Annotated in this window: 13 protein-coding genes and 1 pseudogene; 9 read left to right on the forward strand and 5 right to left on the reverse strand. The window is 72.9% G+C overall.

The window, feature by feature from the left end; translation table 11 throughout:
* Window positions 1–13: 13 nt before the first annotated feature.
* Window positions 14–547 (reverse strand): annotated as a pseudogene (locus KZQ38_RS25070) (iron-containing alcohol dehydrogenase); the annotation flags it as partial.
* Window positions 548–829: 282 nt separating this feature from the next.
* On the opposite strand from KZQ38_RS25070, the gene KZQ38_RS25075 reads away from it, so the two are divergent.
* The gene (locus KZQ38_RS25075; RefSeq protein ID WP_219445037.1) at window positions 830–1,528 is read left to right on the forward strand and encodes a GntR family transcriptional regulator; all 699 of its coding nucleotides are present in this window, start codon (window positions 830–832) and stop codon (window positions 1,526–1,528) included.
* Window positions 1,529–1,534: 6 nt separating this feature from the next.
* Here KZQ38_RS25075 and KZQ38_RS25080 read toward each other — a convergent pair whose 3' ends face one another.
* Window positions 1,535–2,986 carry a PP2C family protein-serine/threonine phosphatase gene (locus KZQ38_RS25080; RefSeq protein WP_219445038.1) on the reverse strand — a complete coding sequence of 484 codons (1,452 nt, stop codon included), beginning with the start codon at window positions 2,984–2,986 and terminating at the stop codon, window positions 1,535–1,537.
* Window positions 2,987–3,205: 219 nt separating this feature from the next.
* Here KZQ38_RS25080 and KZQ38_RS25085 point away from each other — a divergent pair, with 219 nt between their 5' ends.
* From KZQ38_RS25085 to KZQ38_RS25100, 4 genes are all read left to right on the forward strand, one after another.
* Window positions 3,206–4,105 (forward strand): SDR family oxidoreductase, encoded by a 900-nt coding sequence (locus KZQ38_RS25085; protein WP_219445039.1) that lies wholly within the window; start codon window positions 3,206–3,208, stop codon window positions 4,103–4,105.
* Between the two features lie 317 nt (window positions 4,106–4,422).
* The gene (locus tag KZQ38_RS25090) at window positions 4,423–6,306 is read left to right on the forward strand and encodes a multicopper oxidase family protein (protein ID WP_219445040.1); all 1,884 of its coding nucleotides are present in this window, start codon (window positions 4,423–4,425) and stop codon (window positions 6,304–6,306) included.
* A gap of 285 nt (window positions 6,307–6,591) precedes the next feature.
* A complete protein-coding gene (locus tag KZQ38_RS25095; protein WP_219445041.1) occupies window positions 6,592–7,449 on the forward strand; it encodes an SDR family oxidoreductase in 858 nt (285 codons plus the stop codon).
* A gap of 99 nt (window positions 7,450–7,548) precedes the next feature.
* Complete coding sequence (locus KZQ38_RS25100; protein ID WP_219445042.1) at window positions 7,549–8,520, forward strand: XRE family transcriptional regulator; 972 nt, start codon at window positions 7,549–7,551, stop codon at window positions 8,518–8,520.
* Between the two features lie 145 nt (window positions 8,521–8,665).
* Here KZQ38_RS25100 and KZQ38_RS25105 read toward each other — a convergent pair whose 3' ends face one another.
* Together KZQ38_RS25105 and KZQ38_RS25110 are read right to left on the reverse strand one after the other, a co-directional pair.
* Window positions 8,666–9,445 (reverse strand): hypothetical protein, encoded by a 780-nt coding sequence (locus KZQ38_RS25105; protein ID WP_219445043.1) that lies wholly within the window; start codon window positions 9,443–9,445, stop codon window positions 8,666–8,668.
* Window positions 9,446–9,459: 14 nt separating this feature from the next.
* Window positions 9,460–10,131 (reverse strand): papain-like cysteine protease family protein, encoded by a 672-nt coding sequence (locus tag KZQ38_RS25110; protein ID WP_372452280.1) that lies wholly within the window; start codon window positions 10,129–10,131, stop codon window positions 9,460–9,462.
* A 466-nt stretch (window positions 10,132–10,597) separates the two neighbouring features.
* Here KZQ38_RS25110 and tatA point away from each other — a divergent pair, with 466 nt between their 5' ends.
* The 4 genes from tatA to KZQ38_RS25130 all read left to right on the forward strand — a co-directional run bounded on the left by tatA (window position 10,598) and on the right by KZQ38_RS25130 (window position 13,922).
* Window positions 10,598–10,786: a Sec-independent protein translocase subunit TatA gene (tatA, locus tag KZQ38_RS25115; RefSeq protein ID WP_219445045.1), complete on the forward strand. Its 189-nt coding sequence runs from the start codon at window positions 10,598–10,600 to the stop codon at window positions 10,784–10,786.
* 82 nt (window positions 10,787–10,868) lie between these two features.
* Complete coding sequence (locus KZQ38_RS25120) at window positions 10,869–12,467, forward strand: LCP family protein (RefSeq protein ID WP_219445047.1); 1,599 nt, start codon at window positions 10,869–10,871, stop codon at window positions 12,465–12,467.
* Window positions 12,468–12,715: 248 nt separating this feature from the next.
* The gene (locus KZQ38_RS25125; RefSeq protein ID WP_219445049.1) at window positions 12,716–13,117 is read left to right on the forward strand and encodes a DUF6010 family protein; all 402 of its coding nucleotides are present in this window, start codon (window positions 12,716–12,718) and stop codon (window positions 13,115–13,117) included.
* A 13-nt stretch (window positions 13,118–13,130) separates the two neighbouring features.
* The gene (locus tag KZQ38_RS25130; protein ID WP_219445051.1) at window positions 13,131–13,922 is read left to right on the forward strand and encodes a GNAT family N-acetyltransferase; all 792 of its coding nucleotides are present in this window, start codon (window positions 13,131–13,133) and stop codon (window positions 13,920–13,922) included.
* 20 nt (window positions 13,923–13,942) lie between these two features.
* On the opposite strand, the gene KZQ38_RS25135 is transcribed toward KZQ38_RS25130, so the two are convergent.
* Window positions 13,943–14,314 carry an ATP-binding protein gene (locus KZQ38_RS25135; protein ID WP_219445053.1) on the reverse strand — a complete coding sequence of 124 codons (372 nt, stop codon included), beginning with the start codon at window positions 14,312–14,314 and terminating at the stop codon, window positions 13,943–13,945.
* Window positions 14,315–14,382 lie beyond the last annotated feature (68 nt).

Here is a 14,382-nt window from a genome sequence, read left to right on the forward strand (position 1 = left end):
GGAAGACGTCGGCCAGGTCGTCACCGTCCCGGACCGCCGCGCGGAACGAGCGGGCGAGCGGTTCGAGGGCGCGTTCCGACCAGACGTCGGAGATCGGGTTGGCACCGCAGTAGGGGACGCGTTGTCCGGTGTGCTCGCGGTCGTAGGCGTGGCAGAGGACGTCCATGCCGGCGGCGGTCACCTCCGGCGGCCGAGTGGCCGTGAGCGCCGGGTCGACCACGGCGAGGGTCGGGCGCAGGCGGACGTGGCTGATGCCCGTCTTCACCTTGAGGTCCAGCACGTCGAGCACGCAGACGGTGGTGCTCTCGGCACCGGTCCCGGTGGTGGTGGGCACGGCGAACGCGCGGGCTTCGGCGCCGGACTCCGCCATGCGCTCGGCGGCGCGTCGCGGCGCGCCGGTCGCGGCCACGGCCGGGTCGGTGACCACCAACGCGCGGCCGACGCCCCACCGCGCCAGGTCGAACCCGGCCTCATCGGCCGCGCCCGGTCCGGACTCCAGGGCGGGCGCGCCGCGGGTGAACACGGTTTCGGGCGTGCTCGGACTCATGCGCACTCCTGGTGTCGACCGGTCGCGCCGAGACTCGCATGTGACATGCTACTCGTCAAGCCATCGAGAACCCGCAGCTCACCGCGTCGCGCGGGCGACGCGTCGAGAGAAGAACGTGCGTGGGCAGGCGGAGCGGTCGGGTGGACGCGGTGGAGCCGGCGCGGGCTGGTGCGGCGTGGTCGGGTCGGGTGTGAACGGCGGGCGTGGTGAGATCGACACCCGGGGTCGCGGGGCGTGGCGCAGCCCGGGTCCGCACGGGCAGTTCGGCACGGGGGAGGACCGGTGCGCGAAGTCGTCGGCACGTCGAGCCTGACCGACCAGGTGGTCGCCGCGATCCGGGCCGCGGTCCTGGACGGTGAGCTGGTGGCGGGCGAGTTGTACTCCGCCTACGGCCTGGCGGAACGCCTGAACGTCTCCCGCACCCCGGTCCGCGAGGCGTTGCTGCGCCTGGCGGAGGCGGGCATGGTGCGGTTCGAGCGCAACCGCGGCTTCCGGGTCCTCAAGCGCGACCCGCGCGAGGTGGTGGAGGTCTTCCACCTGCGCCTGCTGCTGGAGGTACCGGCGGCGGGGCTGGCCGCGCGTCATGCCGATGCCGCGCTCGTGGCCGCCTTGACGGACGAACTCGACGCCATGCGCGCGATGGCCGCGACCGGCGACGACGCCCGGTTCATGCACCACGACCGCCGGTTCCACCACCACCTGCTGCTGGCGGGCGGCAACGCCCGGCTCGCCGCGACCGTGGACGGGTTGCGCGACACGACCACGACCCTCGGCACCTCGACCGCGGGCCGGTCCCGGACCCTGGACGAGATCGTGGCGGAACACGAACCCGTCCTCCGCGCGGTGATCGCACGCGACCCCGAGGGCGCGATGCGGGCACTGCGCACCCACATCGCGCACACCGCCGAACTGCTCCTCGCCCAACTCACCGCCGAGACCGGCGTGCCTCTCACCCCACGCCAGACCGAACTCCTCGACTGACGTCGGTCACGCGTCGACCACCTGTGCGGCGGTCCACCGGCTCAGCAGAACGGTCACGTCGTCGTGCAGCGGGCCGTCGCGGTGGGCCAGGACCTCGTGCACCAGGCGACGCGTCGCCTCCGGTGGCGGGTAGCCGGCCGACGCCGCGTGCCGCAGGAAGTCCGCCAGGCGTGCCACGCCGAACTCGCGACCCGCCGCGTCCCGGGCGCCCACCAGGCCGTCGGTGTACAGCACCAGGCAGTCGTCCGGGTTCAGCGACTCGGCCGCCACCCGGCCGCCACCGGCCCGGCCCAGCGGCGGGCGCCCGCCGTCGCCCAGGGACGTCACCACCCGACCCGGGCGCAGCAGCAGCGGGTGGGGGTGACCCGCGTTGAGGTAGCGCAACCGGCCGGTGGCCAGGTCCACCTCGGTCAGCACGGCGGTCGCGTACGCGTTGCCGCCGAACCGGGCCGTGATCGCCTCGTCCACCTCGCGCGCCTGCCCGACCAGGTCGTGACCCGCGCGGCGGGCCGCCCGGTACGCCGCCACGGCCGTCGCCGCGACCAACTCGCTGCCCGGGTCCGCGCCCGCCGCGTCGAACACGGCGAGGTGCGCGGTGTTCTCCGAGAGCGCGTAGTCGAACAGGTCGCCGCCCGCCGCCTCGGCGGGCTCCACCAGCCCGCTCACCACGAACGAATCGGTCGCGGCGGTCAACGGCGGCAGCAGGGACCACACCAGTTCCTCGGCGGCCGTGCGCGCCTTGGACAGGCGGCGGGTCTGGAGCGCGTCGCCGTACTGGGACAGGATGGTCACCAGGTGGCCCAGCAGCGCCGAGATCCACCGGCAGTGCGCCCGCAGGTCGGGATCCTCCAGCGCGCCCTCCGCGCACCCGACCTCCAGCACGCCCAACCGCTCCACGCCGTCCACCAGCGGCACCCACAGCCGGGAGTCCGCACCGTCGGCCACCGCCTGCACGCGCACGGTCCGAAAAGCCTCGCCGGCGGGCGTGTGCTCCACGGGCAGCGGTGAGGACTCGTCGCTCGCCCTCGCGGGCAGGCGGTGCAACGCGCGCTGCTCGTAGTCGACCAGGTGCACCGCGATCCGCACCTGCAACGGCTGCCCCGCCGCCTCGGCCAGCGCCGCGAGCCGTTCGGCGGGCGCGGACTCCGCGCCGCGCAACAGGCCCACCAGCGCGGACGTCGGGTGCCGCGCCGGGCCCGGCCCGCGCACCGGGCGGCTGTACGGCGCGTGGTGCAGCCTCGCCACCTCGTCCAACCGCTCGTTCGCGGCGTGCGCGAGCACGTCGGCGTCGAGGTCGGGCAACGCCAGCATCCCGTTGAGGTACGCCTCCACCTCCAGGAACCCGGTGTTGCCGCCCAGCGTGAGGTACCTCATCCACAGCTCTTCGAGCGGGAGGTCGGCCTGCTTGGCGGCACGCGCGATCGCCTGCCACTGCGCGTCCTCGTAAGGGGATCGCATCGCGGCTCAGGTCCCGTCGGGGAACGCGTACACCGTCATGCCCACCTGCACGTCCACGGAATGCTGCTCCCTCGTAGCGGGTCGAGGTCGGTCGGGCGCACAGCGGCCCCTGCCCACCCGGTTTACCCGCGCCGCGGCCGTTCAACCGGATCGGTGTCGGCCGATCGGCCCGCGTTACTTCGGTCGAGAACCGGATACCCACCCGTTGATCGGGAAGGGATGACCATGAACCAGCACACGCGCCAGGACCCCCGCCACCAGTACCCGGGCACGGAGCACCAGGAGCGCCGCGAGCAGGAGCACCCCGGCACCGACCGGGACATGACGCCGCGTCCCGACCACGGGGAGCACACCTACGAGGGCAGTGGGCGGCTCACCGACGCGGTCGCCGTCGTGACCGGCGCGGACTCCGGCATCGGGCGGGCGGTGACGATCGCGTACGCGCGGGAGGGCGCGGACGTCGTGCTGTCCTACCTGCCCGAGGAGCAGGCCGACGCCGAGCAGTCCGCGGAGCACGTGCGCGCGGCGGGCAGGCGTGCCGTCCTGGTGCCCGGCGACCTGCGCACCGAGGAGGCGTGCCGGGAACTCGTCACGCGGGCCGTGGAGGAGTTCGGCCGCATCGACGTCCTCGTGGACAACGCGGGCTACCAGATGTCGCAGCCGGAAGGTCTGCTCGGCATCACCACGGAGCAGTTCGACCGCGTGTTCAAGACGAACCTCTACTCGATGTTCTGGCTGTGCAAGGCGGCCGTGCCCCACATGCCGCCCGGCGGGTGCGTGATCGCCACGACGTCCATCCAGGCGTACCAGCCCTCGCCGCACCTGATGGACTACGCCGCCACCAAGGCGGGCATCGTCAACCTCACCAAGTCGTTGGCGGAGGACCTGGCGGACAAGGGGCTGCGCGTGAACGCCGTCGCGCCGGGGCCGATCTGGACGCCGCTGATCCCGGCCACCATGCCGCCGGAGGCGTTGGAGTCGTTCGGCGGGGACACCCCGCTCGGCCGGGCCGGTCAGCCCGCGGAGGTCGCGCCCGCGTACGTGTTCTTCGCGTCCCAGGAGTCCAGTTACATCACCGGCGAGGTCCTGGGCGTCACCGGTGGCCGACCGCTCTCGTGAGTGATCGGAAAATGCGCGTCCGGTTGGAATTGAATAGGTTGCCGAAATCCACGTTCGGTAATCGCGCGGTCGCCGCCGGTGAAATAGCGGAAATCCACCGGCGAAAGGTGTAGTGTCGGTTTTGCGCGGGTGGTGGCCCGTCCGCTGAGGATAAATCGTTTTACCGGCGATGTATCCACGGGCGCCGGCCGCGCACCTGTGGGGTGTGCCGCGGGTCGGTCGGGGGACCGGTTTCCGCGGTACCGGGGGAAACGGGCGAATTGCCGCCGCTGTCGGGCGGCGGCGTGCCCGGACAACTGAAATCAGGGGGAACACCGATGACCGAAGTCATCAGCAGGCCCGCGACCGCCGCGCCGACGGGCCCGACGTTCGGGCTGACCAAATTCCTGGACCCGTTGCGGGTCATGCCGGTGATCCGACCGCACCTGTCGTGGCACCAGGACGCGTTGACCGTCGGCATGATCAGCACGGAGGTCCGGCTGCACTCGCAGTTGCCGCCGACCACCGTGTGGGCTTACGACGGGTATTTCCCGGGACCGACGATCGAGGTGCGCAGCGGTCGTCGGCTGCGGGTCACCTGGACCAACGAGATCGAGGGCAGGATTCCGCTGGTCGCGGTGCAGGCCCCGATCGAGTCGGCGCCGCAGAACAGCCCCGGTTTCCGCAACCCGGACGGTTCGCTGCCGCCCGGCGTGACGCCGATCGAAGGCGTGGCCGACCTGCCGTCGTGGAACGTCGTGCACCTGCACGGCGCGCGCACGGGCGGCGGCAACGACGGCTGGGCGCACAATTCGGTGCTCAAGGGTGCTTCGCAGCTCGCGGAGTACCCGAACGAACAGCCGGCGATGACGCTTTGGTACCACGACCACGCCATGGCGATCACCCGGTTCAACGTCAACGCGGGCCTCGCCGGCGTGTACCTGATCCGGGACCGCGAGGAGGCGGCCCTGCGCCTGCCGTCCGGCGAGCACGAGGTGCCGCTGGTGATCACCGACCGCAACCTGGACACCGACGCCGAGGGCAACCTGACGGGCCAACTGCTGTACAAGGTCCCGTACGTCACCACGCCCGCCGGCCAGGTGCTGCACCTGCCGTTCTCCGGGCCGTTCACGTTGGTCAACGGCGTGATCTGGCCGCACATGGACGTGGACGCCCGGTGGTACCGGTTCCGCGTGGTGAACGCCTCCAACGCCCGCTTCTACCAGCTGCACCTGGTGGACGAGGACACCAAGGAGTCACTGGACCACCACGTGCACCAGATCGGCACGGACAGCGGGCTGCTGCCCCGCCCGGCCGGTCTGCCCGCGGGCGGCCTGACCGTCGCGCCCGCCGAGCGGGCCGACCTGCTGATCGACTTCCGGGAGCTGCGTGGTCGCCGGGTGCGGTTGACCAACGCACATGGCACGGCCGCGCCCGAGCCGGACATCATGCAGTTCCGGGTGCGCGACCGGGACGTCCGGGACCGGTTCCGGCTGCCCGAGGTGCTGTCGCCGTCGTACGTGCGGCTGCACCACGGCACCACGATCCCCGATGACCACGACCACATCTTCATCGGCCTGGTGCCGCCGGGCACCGCGGGCGAGGGCCACCCGCAAATGTGGGAACTGGTGGAGATCACCGATCCCGCGCAGGTGCCCGCCGAGCTGCCCGCGCCGGGCATCCTCCAGGTCACCGACCCGGCGACCGGCGCGTTGCGGACGTTCCAGCGCGTGGCGAGCCTGTTCGACGACACGACGAGCGTGTTCATCGACCACGACCGCTGGGCGATCTGGAACTTCATCCACCTCGGCGGCCCGACGCACCCGATGCACGTCCACCTGAGCCGGTTCCAGGCCCTGGCCCGCCACCGCTACGAGTTGGACCCGGTGAGCGGCGCGGTGCCCGGGTTCGACGTCGCGGTGGGCGGCACCACGGCCCCGCTGCCCGCACCCGGCCCCGGCCGCCCCCTGGACCCGCAGGAGGAGGGCTGGAAGGACACCTACCAGGTGGAGGCCGGTGAGTGGCTGGCCATCGCGGGCCGGTTCGACGGCGCGACGGGCGAGTTCATGTACCACTGCCACATCCTCGACCACGAGGACGAGGGCATGATGCGGCCGTACGTGGTCATGCCGGCCGAGGCGGCGCGCTTCCACATCCACCGGTTCGGCGGCGGCCACCACCACGGCGCGTCGGCGAACGACACGCGGGTCGCGGGCGCGTGACCCGCCGCTCGGCGGCTCTCCCGCGGGAGAGCCGCCGAGCGCCTCGGCCTACCACGCGGAGGTCCCCGGCAGGCCGCGGACGATCTCCCCGAGGCCGCGCTCCTCCAGGACGTCGATCCTGTTCAGCACGACGACGCGTGGCCGGGCGCGGGGCGTCGAGCCGGACCGCGTCCTCGGCGGGGTTCCCCGGTGCGCCGCGCGGCGCTGCCCGGGTCGCGTCGGGCGGTTAGCCTCCCCGTGTGATCAGCGGGCGGTTCGCCGTCCTGAGCGCCAGGGAGTCCTCGCATGACCGAACAGCCGTCCGGTGCCGCGATCGCGGTCACCGGCTCGACCGGCAACCTGGGCGGGCGCGTGGCCCGTCGGCTCGCGGCGGGTGGTGTCGCGCAGCGGCTGCTGGTGCGGGACACCACGCGTGCGCCGGAACTGCCGGGCGCGACGGCCGTGGTCGCCGACTACGGCGACCGGGAGGCGGTGCGGGCCGCGTTGGCGGGTGCGGAGCGGGTGTTGATGGTGTCCGCGCCGGAGACCGCGGACCGGGTGGACCTGCACCGGTCGTTCGTGGACGCCGCCGCCGAGGCCGGGGTGGGCCACCTGGTCTACATCTCGTTCTACGGCGCCGCGCCGGACGCGGTGTTCACGCTCGCCCGCGACCACTTCACCACCGAGGAGCACATCCGCGCGAGCGGTCTGCCGCACACCTTCCTGCGGGACAACATGTACGCCGACTTCATGCCGATGCTGGCCGGCGAGGACGGCGTGATCCGCGGCCCGGCGGGTGACGGCCGGGTGGCGGCGGTCGCGCTGGACGACATCGCGGACGCCGCCGTGGCGGTGCTGCGGGACACCGCGCCGCACGTCGGGGCCACCTACGAGCTGACCGGCCCGCGGGCGCTCACCCTGGACGAGGTCGCGGCGGTGCTGTCCGACGCCACCGGCCGCGCGGTGAGCTACCACCGGGAGACGGTGGACGAGGCGTACCGGTCGCGTGCCCCGTACAACGCGCCGGACTGGCTGCTCGACGCGTGGGTCTCCACCTACACGGCCATCGCCGAGGGGCAGTTGGCCGGCGTGACCGACGACGTGCGACGGCTCACCGGGCACCCCGCCACACCGCTGGCCGAGGTGGTGCGCGCGGCCCGCTGAGCGTCCCGACTTTGGTAGGTGGTCGGCCCCCGGACGCACGCCTACAGTGCGTGGGGCCCGGTCACCGACCGGGGTCGTGCGGCAGCGTGAGGTGACGCCATGCGTCATGAGGCCCGGGTGTCCGCGGGCGACCGGCCCGCCGCCGCTCCGCCGGGCGACCTGGCCCAGGCGCTGCGGTACGGGCCGTTCTCGCGCGCGTTGGCCGCGGCGATCCGCAGGCGCGGGCTGTCGTTGTCGAGGCTGAGCGCGCACCTGCGGTCCCAGGACATCGCGATCGCCCAGTCCACGCTGAGCTACTGGCAGCGCGGGCTGCGGCACCCGGCGGTGCCACGCGCCCTGGACGCCGTGCGTGCCCTCGAACGCGTCCTCCAGGTCCCCGACGACAGCCTGGTGACGTTGATCGGCCCGCACCAGCGCGCGCCCGAACCCGACCAGCGGGTGCGGTCCATCCCGGAGCTGAGCCAGAGCTGGGCGCGCACCGGCGCGCTGCTGGAGGAGTTCGACGGCGTGTCCGGCAGCCCGTGCAACTCCGACGTGCACGTGGTGATGGCGATCGACGACGTGCGGTTCGGCCCGATCGGCGAGATCACCGAGATGTCGTCGACCATGGTGGTGCGGGCGCGGCGGTCCGGGCCGGACGGTTTCGTGGTGATCCACCAGAGCGAGCCGGGAGCCGACATCGAGAGCGCGCGGATCACCGCGGGCGACGGGTGCCGGGTGGGTCGGGTCCGCCGGCAGCCCGTGTCGGCGGGCATGGTGACCGAGCTGCTGTTCGACCGCAAGCTCACCGAGGGGGACGTGCACAGCTTCAGCTTCAGCATGGCGTGCACGGCTCCCGTGCGCTCGCCCACGTTCTACCGCGTCATTCGCGGCTGGACGCAGACCTACCTGCTGCGCCTGCACTTCGACCCGGCGATGCGGCCGGTGCGCTGCACGCGCGTGGAACGGGCCCGCGAGGGCGCCGTGCCCACGGCCAGCGAACCGCTGCTGTGCGGGTCGGACGGGTTCGCCAGCGCCTACTTCGAAGGGCTGGAGCCGTCGCTCGCGGGTGTCGACTTCCTGTGGGAGTGACCGACCCGCCCACCACCGCGGCACCCCGTTGTGGCCGAGGAGCCCTTCTCCGAGCGCATCGGGGCCTCCGACGTCCGGCCGCACAGCGACGCGGCGGTGCTCGCGCTCGGCAGCCCGGGTGCGGCACCGGTGGGATGAGCGTGGTTCAGGTGCTTGGTGTGGAACGGGACTTGCGACGGGAGCGTTGCCACCACAGCAGTCCGACGACGAGGAGCAGCACCGCGCTCGCGCCGAGCGACCAGGCGGGCACCGCGGGCGTCGGCTCCGGCTCGGCACGCGTGGCGTCGGGCTGCGTGAAGCCGATGCCGCGGTCCTCCTGGTAGTCGGAACCGGGCAGCTTGTCCGCGTACCGCGCGTGCACCTGCTCCTGGTACTCGGCGAGCGGGACGAACTCGCCGACCGGTGTCTGCGGCAGGCTGGCCCGGAGCAGCACCACGCCCGCCGGTGTCAGCTCGTACCAGCCGTTGATCTGGGGTTCGTTCAGCAGGACGGAGCCCGGTGCGATCCGCTTGCTCAGCGCTTCCTCGTCGTCACCGGAGAACACGCTGCCGACCGCCCACCTGCCGTCGCCCGCCGGGTCGGCGCGCACCGTGGCGCGCACACCGGTGTCGGCGGTGGCGGTGACGGCGATGTACTGGAGGACCCCGGCGGGCGCGTCGGTCCTGCCCCGCACGAAGTCCGGGTTGAGCACGTACGCGGGCACGCCGTGGTCGGCGACCGTCACCGCTTTCGGCTCCACACCGTGGACCTGCCGGAAGTTGGTCTTCACGAAGCTGATCGCCGCCGGCGCCCGGGCGGCGTGGAGCGCGGCGGCGACGTCCGCCGGAGAGGGGAGCGGCACCGCCTCCCGCGCCGAGGCCGGGGAGACCGGGCACACCGTTGTCAGGGCGACCAGTGCGATGAGGAGCGACTTCCGACAGGTCACGGCCACGACCCCCGCTACGCCTTCGCGATGTTGACGATGGTGTCGTTCCAGCGGAACCGGCTGTTGTTCAGGTACTGGCTGTAGGACCAGGTCTGGTACCGCTGGTACGTGGGCCAGGGGTCGCCGATCAAGAGCGACTGGTTCGCCGTGTCGTACCCGTAGATCACCTCGGCGTGGCCGCCGCCGGAGGTCCAGTAGATGCCGGTGAGGTTGGGGATGCCGGCGTCGATCTGCTTGGTGATGGACGCGAAGCTGATCGGGCCGCGCGCGTCCTGGGCGTTGAAGCCGGTGCCCCGGAAACCACGCACGATCTCCGGGATCTGCGCGGGCTGGTTCGGGCAGTAGCCGGGTGACGTGCCCTTGCCCGCGGCGCAGAACGCCTGCTGGTTGGCGGTTCCGCCGAGCAGCTGCTCGATGCTGGAGCCGGTCGCGGCCCAGCACCACTGGTTCTGCTGCTGCACCTGCTGGGTGTAGTTGAGCCGCTTCGACGCCAGCGGCGCGACGGCGCGCGTGGTCGCGCCGACCGGCGCGACCTCCACGACCTGGCGGTGCTCCTCGGTCTTGATCAGACCGTGGGGCGTGCCCTGGTCGCCGGCCGCCATCGCCGGTGCGGGCACGAGCACCGAGGCGGTGACGGCGACGGCGACCAGACCGGGCAGGCCGCGTCGGATGCGTTTCCAGTCCACGGGAATCCTCCTGGGCAGGGTGAGGACGGATGCGTGCCGGCACCCGTGCAGGAGGGGTGGCCGGCCGTCACCACCGTGCGCGGTCGGGCCCGGACCGGACAACGGCCGGCCCGCCCCGGGTGACCGCGCTGTGATCGTTCACCGCTCCGGGACCGGTCGTACGGCGGCCACAGCAGCGCATCCGGCGCGTGGCGACCCCGGCGTGGTGGTGGCGACGAGAACATTCACCCCTCGTTCACGTGGTGTGAACCACCGGTGACCGCTCGTGCGGAAACGGGCATTCCAGGCGTGGGCGGCATTCCGGCCCGCGGTGTGATCGGTTCCACTGCTCCCGCGGTGCCGTAAGTCCGTTATGGACCGTTGTCGTCCTCCTCTTTGTCCGAATTGGAGTGCGGGGGGTGGCGGCACGCCGGAGAACGGGGCGTACGCTGCGATCGGGATGACAACGTCCGCTGGGAGGAGCACCATGGGAAACCTCGGGGCGACCGAACTGCTGATCATCGCCGTGGTGGTCGTGCTGCTGTTCGGCTCGAAGAAGCTGCCGGAGATGGCGCGTTCGCTGGGGCGCTCGGCACGCATCCTGAAGGCGGAGACCCGGGACCTGCACGACGACCCGACGACGTCGAACCCCTCCGAGCGGCGGCAGGCGGACTGACCGCCCACCGGCTACGTACTGTGGCGGGGGAGCCCGGCCCGGTGGCGGGCTCTTCCGGGGCGTGGCGCGAAGGAGGAGCGGGGTGCGGGAGGAGTCGCGGCGGCGGGGGACGCCGGGTGATCGAGTGCGACGGCGGCCGTTGTCCGAAGCGCCGACCGTCCGCACCACGCCCGCCGGTCGGGCGGGGGCGGCGCGACACGCCGCGCCGAGCCGGGGCGCGCGTGGTTGGCGCCACACCGGGCGCGTGCTGGCGGTGCTGCTGTCGGCGACCGTGCTGCTCGGCTGCGGCTACGGGTACGTGAACCTCAAGTCGTTCCAGGACAAGCTGGCCACCACCGACGTCATCGACAGCGACGCGGGTGGCGAGAAGCCGCGTGACGGCGCGGTGGACATCCTGTTGGTGGGCATGGACAGCCGCACCGACGCGAAGGGCAACCCGTTGCCGGCGCAGGTGTTGGACGAGTTGCAGGCGGGCGGCACGGAGGACGGCGGTCTCAACACCGACACGATGATCCTGCTGCACATGCCCAACGACGGCGGCAAAGCGGTCGCGATCTCGTTCCCCCGCGATTCCTATGTGGAGGTCGCGGGCGGTTACGGGAAGCACAAGCTCAACTCCGCCTACGCGGCGGCGAAGAACGACGCGGCGGCGGAGCTGGGCAGGCAGGGCGTGCGCGACCCGGCGGAGGTGGAGACGCGGTCGCGCCAGGCGGGCGCGAAGAACCTGATCGCCACCGTGCAGGACCTGACCGGTGTCACGGTCGACCACTACGCGGAGGTCAACCTCGCCGGGTTCTACGAGATCACCAAGGCGGTCGGCGGTGTCGACGTCTGCCTGGTGGCCGATGTCGACGAACCCATGTCCGGCGCGCGGTTCACCGCGGGCAGGCACACCGTGCAGGGACGCGACGCGCTGGCGTTCGTGCGGCAGCGCTACGACCTGCCGCGTGGCGACCTGGACCGGATCGTGCGGCAGCAGGTGTTCCTGGCGGGACTGGCGCGCAAGGTGCTGTCCGCGGGTGTGCTCACCGACCAGGCCAAGCTGCGCGGCCTCATCGACGCGGTCACCAAGTCCGTCGTGCTGGACAAGGACTGGGACGTCCTCGGCTTCGCCGGCCGGATGCAGGACCTGACGGGCGGCGCGATCGAGTTCACCACCATCCCCACCGGGCGGCTCGACCTGGCGACCCCGGGTGACGGCATGGCGGTCGAGGTCGATCCCGGGCAGGTGCGGGCGTTCGTGCAGTCGCTCACCCACGACCCGGGTGAAGCCCGCACCACGCCGACCACCACGGCCACCACCACGCCGGGCGTGACGGTGGACGTGCGCAACGGTTCCGGTGAGGCCGGTCTGGCCGCCGCGGTGCTGAAGGCCGTGGTGGCGCGCGGTTACCAGGAGGGCACCGCGGCCAACGCGGAGAACCCGCTGGCGTCTTCGGTCGTGCTGTACGGGACGGGTGCCCAGGCGGGCGCGCAGGCCGTCGCGAAGGACCTGGGCGGCCTGCCGACGCGGGCCGACGCGGTGGTGCCCGCCGGGTACGTGCGGGTGTTCCTCGGGCAGGACTACCAGGGGCCGCGTGGTTTCACCGCGCCCGGTGCCGTGGGGCTGGACGGTGCGCACCGCCAACCCGTCGCCGAGGAACCGACCATCACCGCCGACGGCGTGCGCTGCGTCAACTGACGCGCCGGCCGCCGGTGGCACCGCGCTGTCGGTGGCACCGCGCCGCTGTCAGCACCGCGCCGCTGTCAGCACCGCGCCGATGTGGGCACCGCCCGCTGTCAGCACCGCGCTGTCGTGGGCACTGCGCCGTCGCGTGGCAGCGAGTGGTGGCGGGAACCCGGTGGTGGTTGGCCGGCGTGCGACTCCCGCCGGCACGTGCGGGCTCCTAGCGTTCCGGGTGGCCACTTCCCCGCAGAAAGAGACCTCCCGTGACCGTGCTCGCCCCGATCCTCATCGGCCTCGCCTACGTGTTGATCTCCTCCTTCATCCGGGAACCGAACAGGCGTCGGTTCAACGCCGTGATGGTCGCCGGAGCCGGTGCCGCCTACCTCAGCGGCGGCGGGCTCGGTGGGTGGGAGTTCGCCTTCACCGCCGCCGTCACGTACTGCGCCTACCGCGGCCTGGAGTCGTGGCGGTTCATCGGTGTCGGCTGGTTGCTGCACACCGCCTGGGACGTCGTGCACCACCTCCAGGGCAACCCGATCATCCCGTTCGCCGAGCTGTCGTCGTTCGGCTGCGCGATCTGCGACCCGGTGATCGCGGTGTGGTGCCTGCTCGGCGGGCGCTCGGTGGTGGACCGGCTGCGTCCCGCGGTGCGCGCCAGTACCTGACGGCTGTGGTGGGATGGGTCCCGTGGAGCCACTGGACCTGTCCGCGCGGGCCGAGGCGAACCTCGCCGAGCACGCCTGCCACCTGCACCGGCGACTGCCGGGCGCGACCGTCACCGAGACCGACGACCTGCTGGTCGCGGACAGCGGTCTCGCCGACGACACGTTCAACATCGTCGCGGCGGCCCGGTTCGCCGCCGACGTGGCCGATGCGCGCATCGCTGAGACCGTGCGCGCGCTGACCGCGACGGGCCGCCCGTTCTCGTGGTGGGTGGGACCGGCGTCCACGCCCGGCCTGAGCGAGCGGCTGTCGGCCGCCGGGTTGCCGGTCGCGGAGCGCGAGGCGGCCATGTGGCTCGACCTCCGCGACGCGCCGGACGTCCCGGCGTCCGCACTGGACGTGCGCGTGGCGGCGACCGCGGCCGATCTCGCGGACTACGCCGCGGTGCTCGCCGCGAACTGGGACCCGCCGGCCGCGACCGTGCGGCGGTTCTTCGCCGAAGCCGCGCCGCACGCGCTGGCACCGGACTGCGCGGCGCGTTACCTGGTCGGCTACGTGGCCGGTCGCGCGGTGTGCTCGGCCGAGGTGTTCGCGCACGGCGGGGTCGCCGGCGTCTACAACATCTGCACCCTGGCGGACTCGCGCCGCCGGGGTCACGGCGGCGCGATCACCGCGGCGGCGTTGCACCTGGCCCGCGCGGACGGCCACCGGTACGCGGTGCTCCAGGCGTCGGCAGAGGGCGAACCGGTGTACCGCCGGCTGGGTTTCCGGGTGTCGGGGCGGTTCGTGGAGCACGCCGCGACCTGACTCGGGTCCACTGTGGACGGTCAGTCGAACCGCAGTTCCGCCCACACCCGCGTGCGGTCGGCGCGTGACTCCACGCCCCAGCGCACCGCCAACGCGTCGACCAGCAGCAGCCCCGCCCGGAGCCGCCACGGGCGCGACCGGCGGGCCGGGCGGTCCAGCGCGCTGACCACCAGCACGTCCTGCTCCCGGTCCAGGCGCAGCTCTAGCAGGTAGGGCGCCGCGCCGTGCCGCCACGCGTTGCGCACCAGCTCACCCGCCACCACGCCGACGACGGCCGCCTCGTGGTCGGGCCACCCGTCCAGGCGCTCGCGCAACCAGCGGTCCACCTCCGCCGGGTCGGGCGGGGTGGGATCGGACATCACCAGGACGACGAGGTCGTTGCCCGCCGTCACGACCGGCTCACCGGGCCGGTGCGGACCCGGGGCCGCGCGGGGTGGATGGACACCTCCGAGCATCCCAC

This window comes from Saccharothrix obliqua, assembly GCF_019375475.1.
GTDB classification, from domain to species: domain Bacteria; phylum Actinomycetota; class Actinomycetes; order Mycobacteriales; family Pseudonocardiaceae; genus Actinosynnema; species Actinosynnema obliqua.

Excerpts from the sequence above, each read along its gene's own strand:
- KZQ38_RS25080 (WP_219445038.1), bottom strand. The coding sequence starts at position 2,986 with ATGCGATCCCCTTACGAGGACGCGCAGTGGCAGGCGATCGCGCGTGCC.
- KZQ38_RS25085 (WP_219445039.1), top strand. The coding sequence starts at position 3,206 with ATGACCATGAACCAGCACACGCGCCAGGACCCCCGCCACCAGTACCCG.
- KZQ38_RS25090 (WP_219445040.1), top strand. The coding sequence starts at position 4,423 with ATGACCGAAGTCATCAGCAGGCCCGCGACCGCCGCGCCGACGGGCCCG.
- KZQ38_RS25095 (WP_219445041.1), top strand. The coding sequence starts at position 6,592 with ATGACCGAACAGCCGTCCGGTGCCGCGATCGCGGTCACCGGCTCGACC.
- KZQ38_RS25100 (WP_219445042.1), top strand. The coding sequence starts at position 7,549 with ATGCGTCATGAGGCCCGGGTGTCCGCGGGCGACCGGCCCGCCGCCGCT.
- tatA (WP_219445045.1), top strand. The coding sequence starts at position 10,598 with ATGGGAAACCTCGGGGCGACCGAACTGCTGATCATCGCCGTGGTGGTC.
- KZQ38_RS25130 (WP_219445051.1), top strand. The coding sequence starts at position 13,131 with ATGGGTCCCGTGGAGCCACTGGACCTGTCCGCGCGGGCCGAGGCGAAC.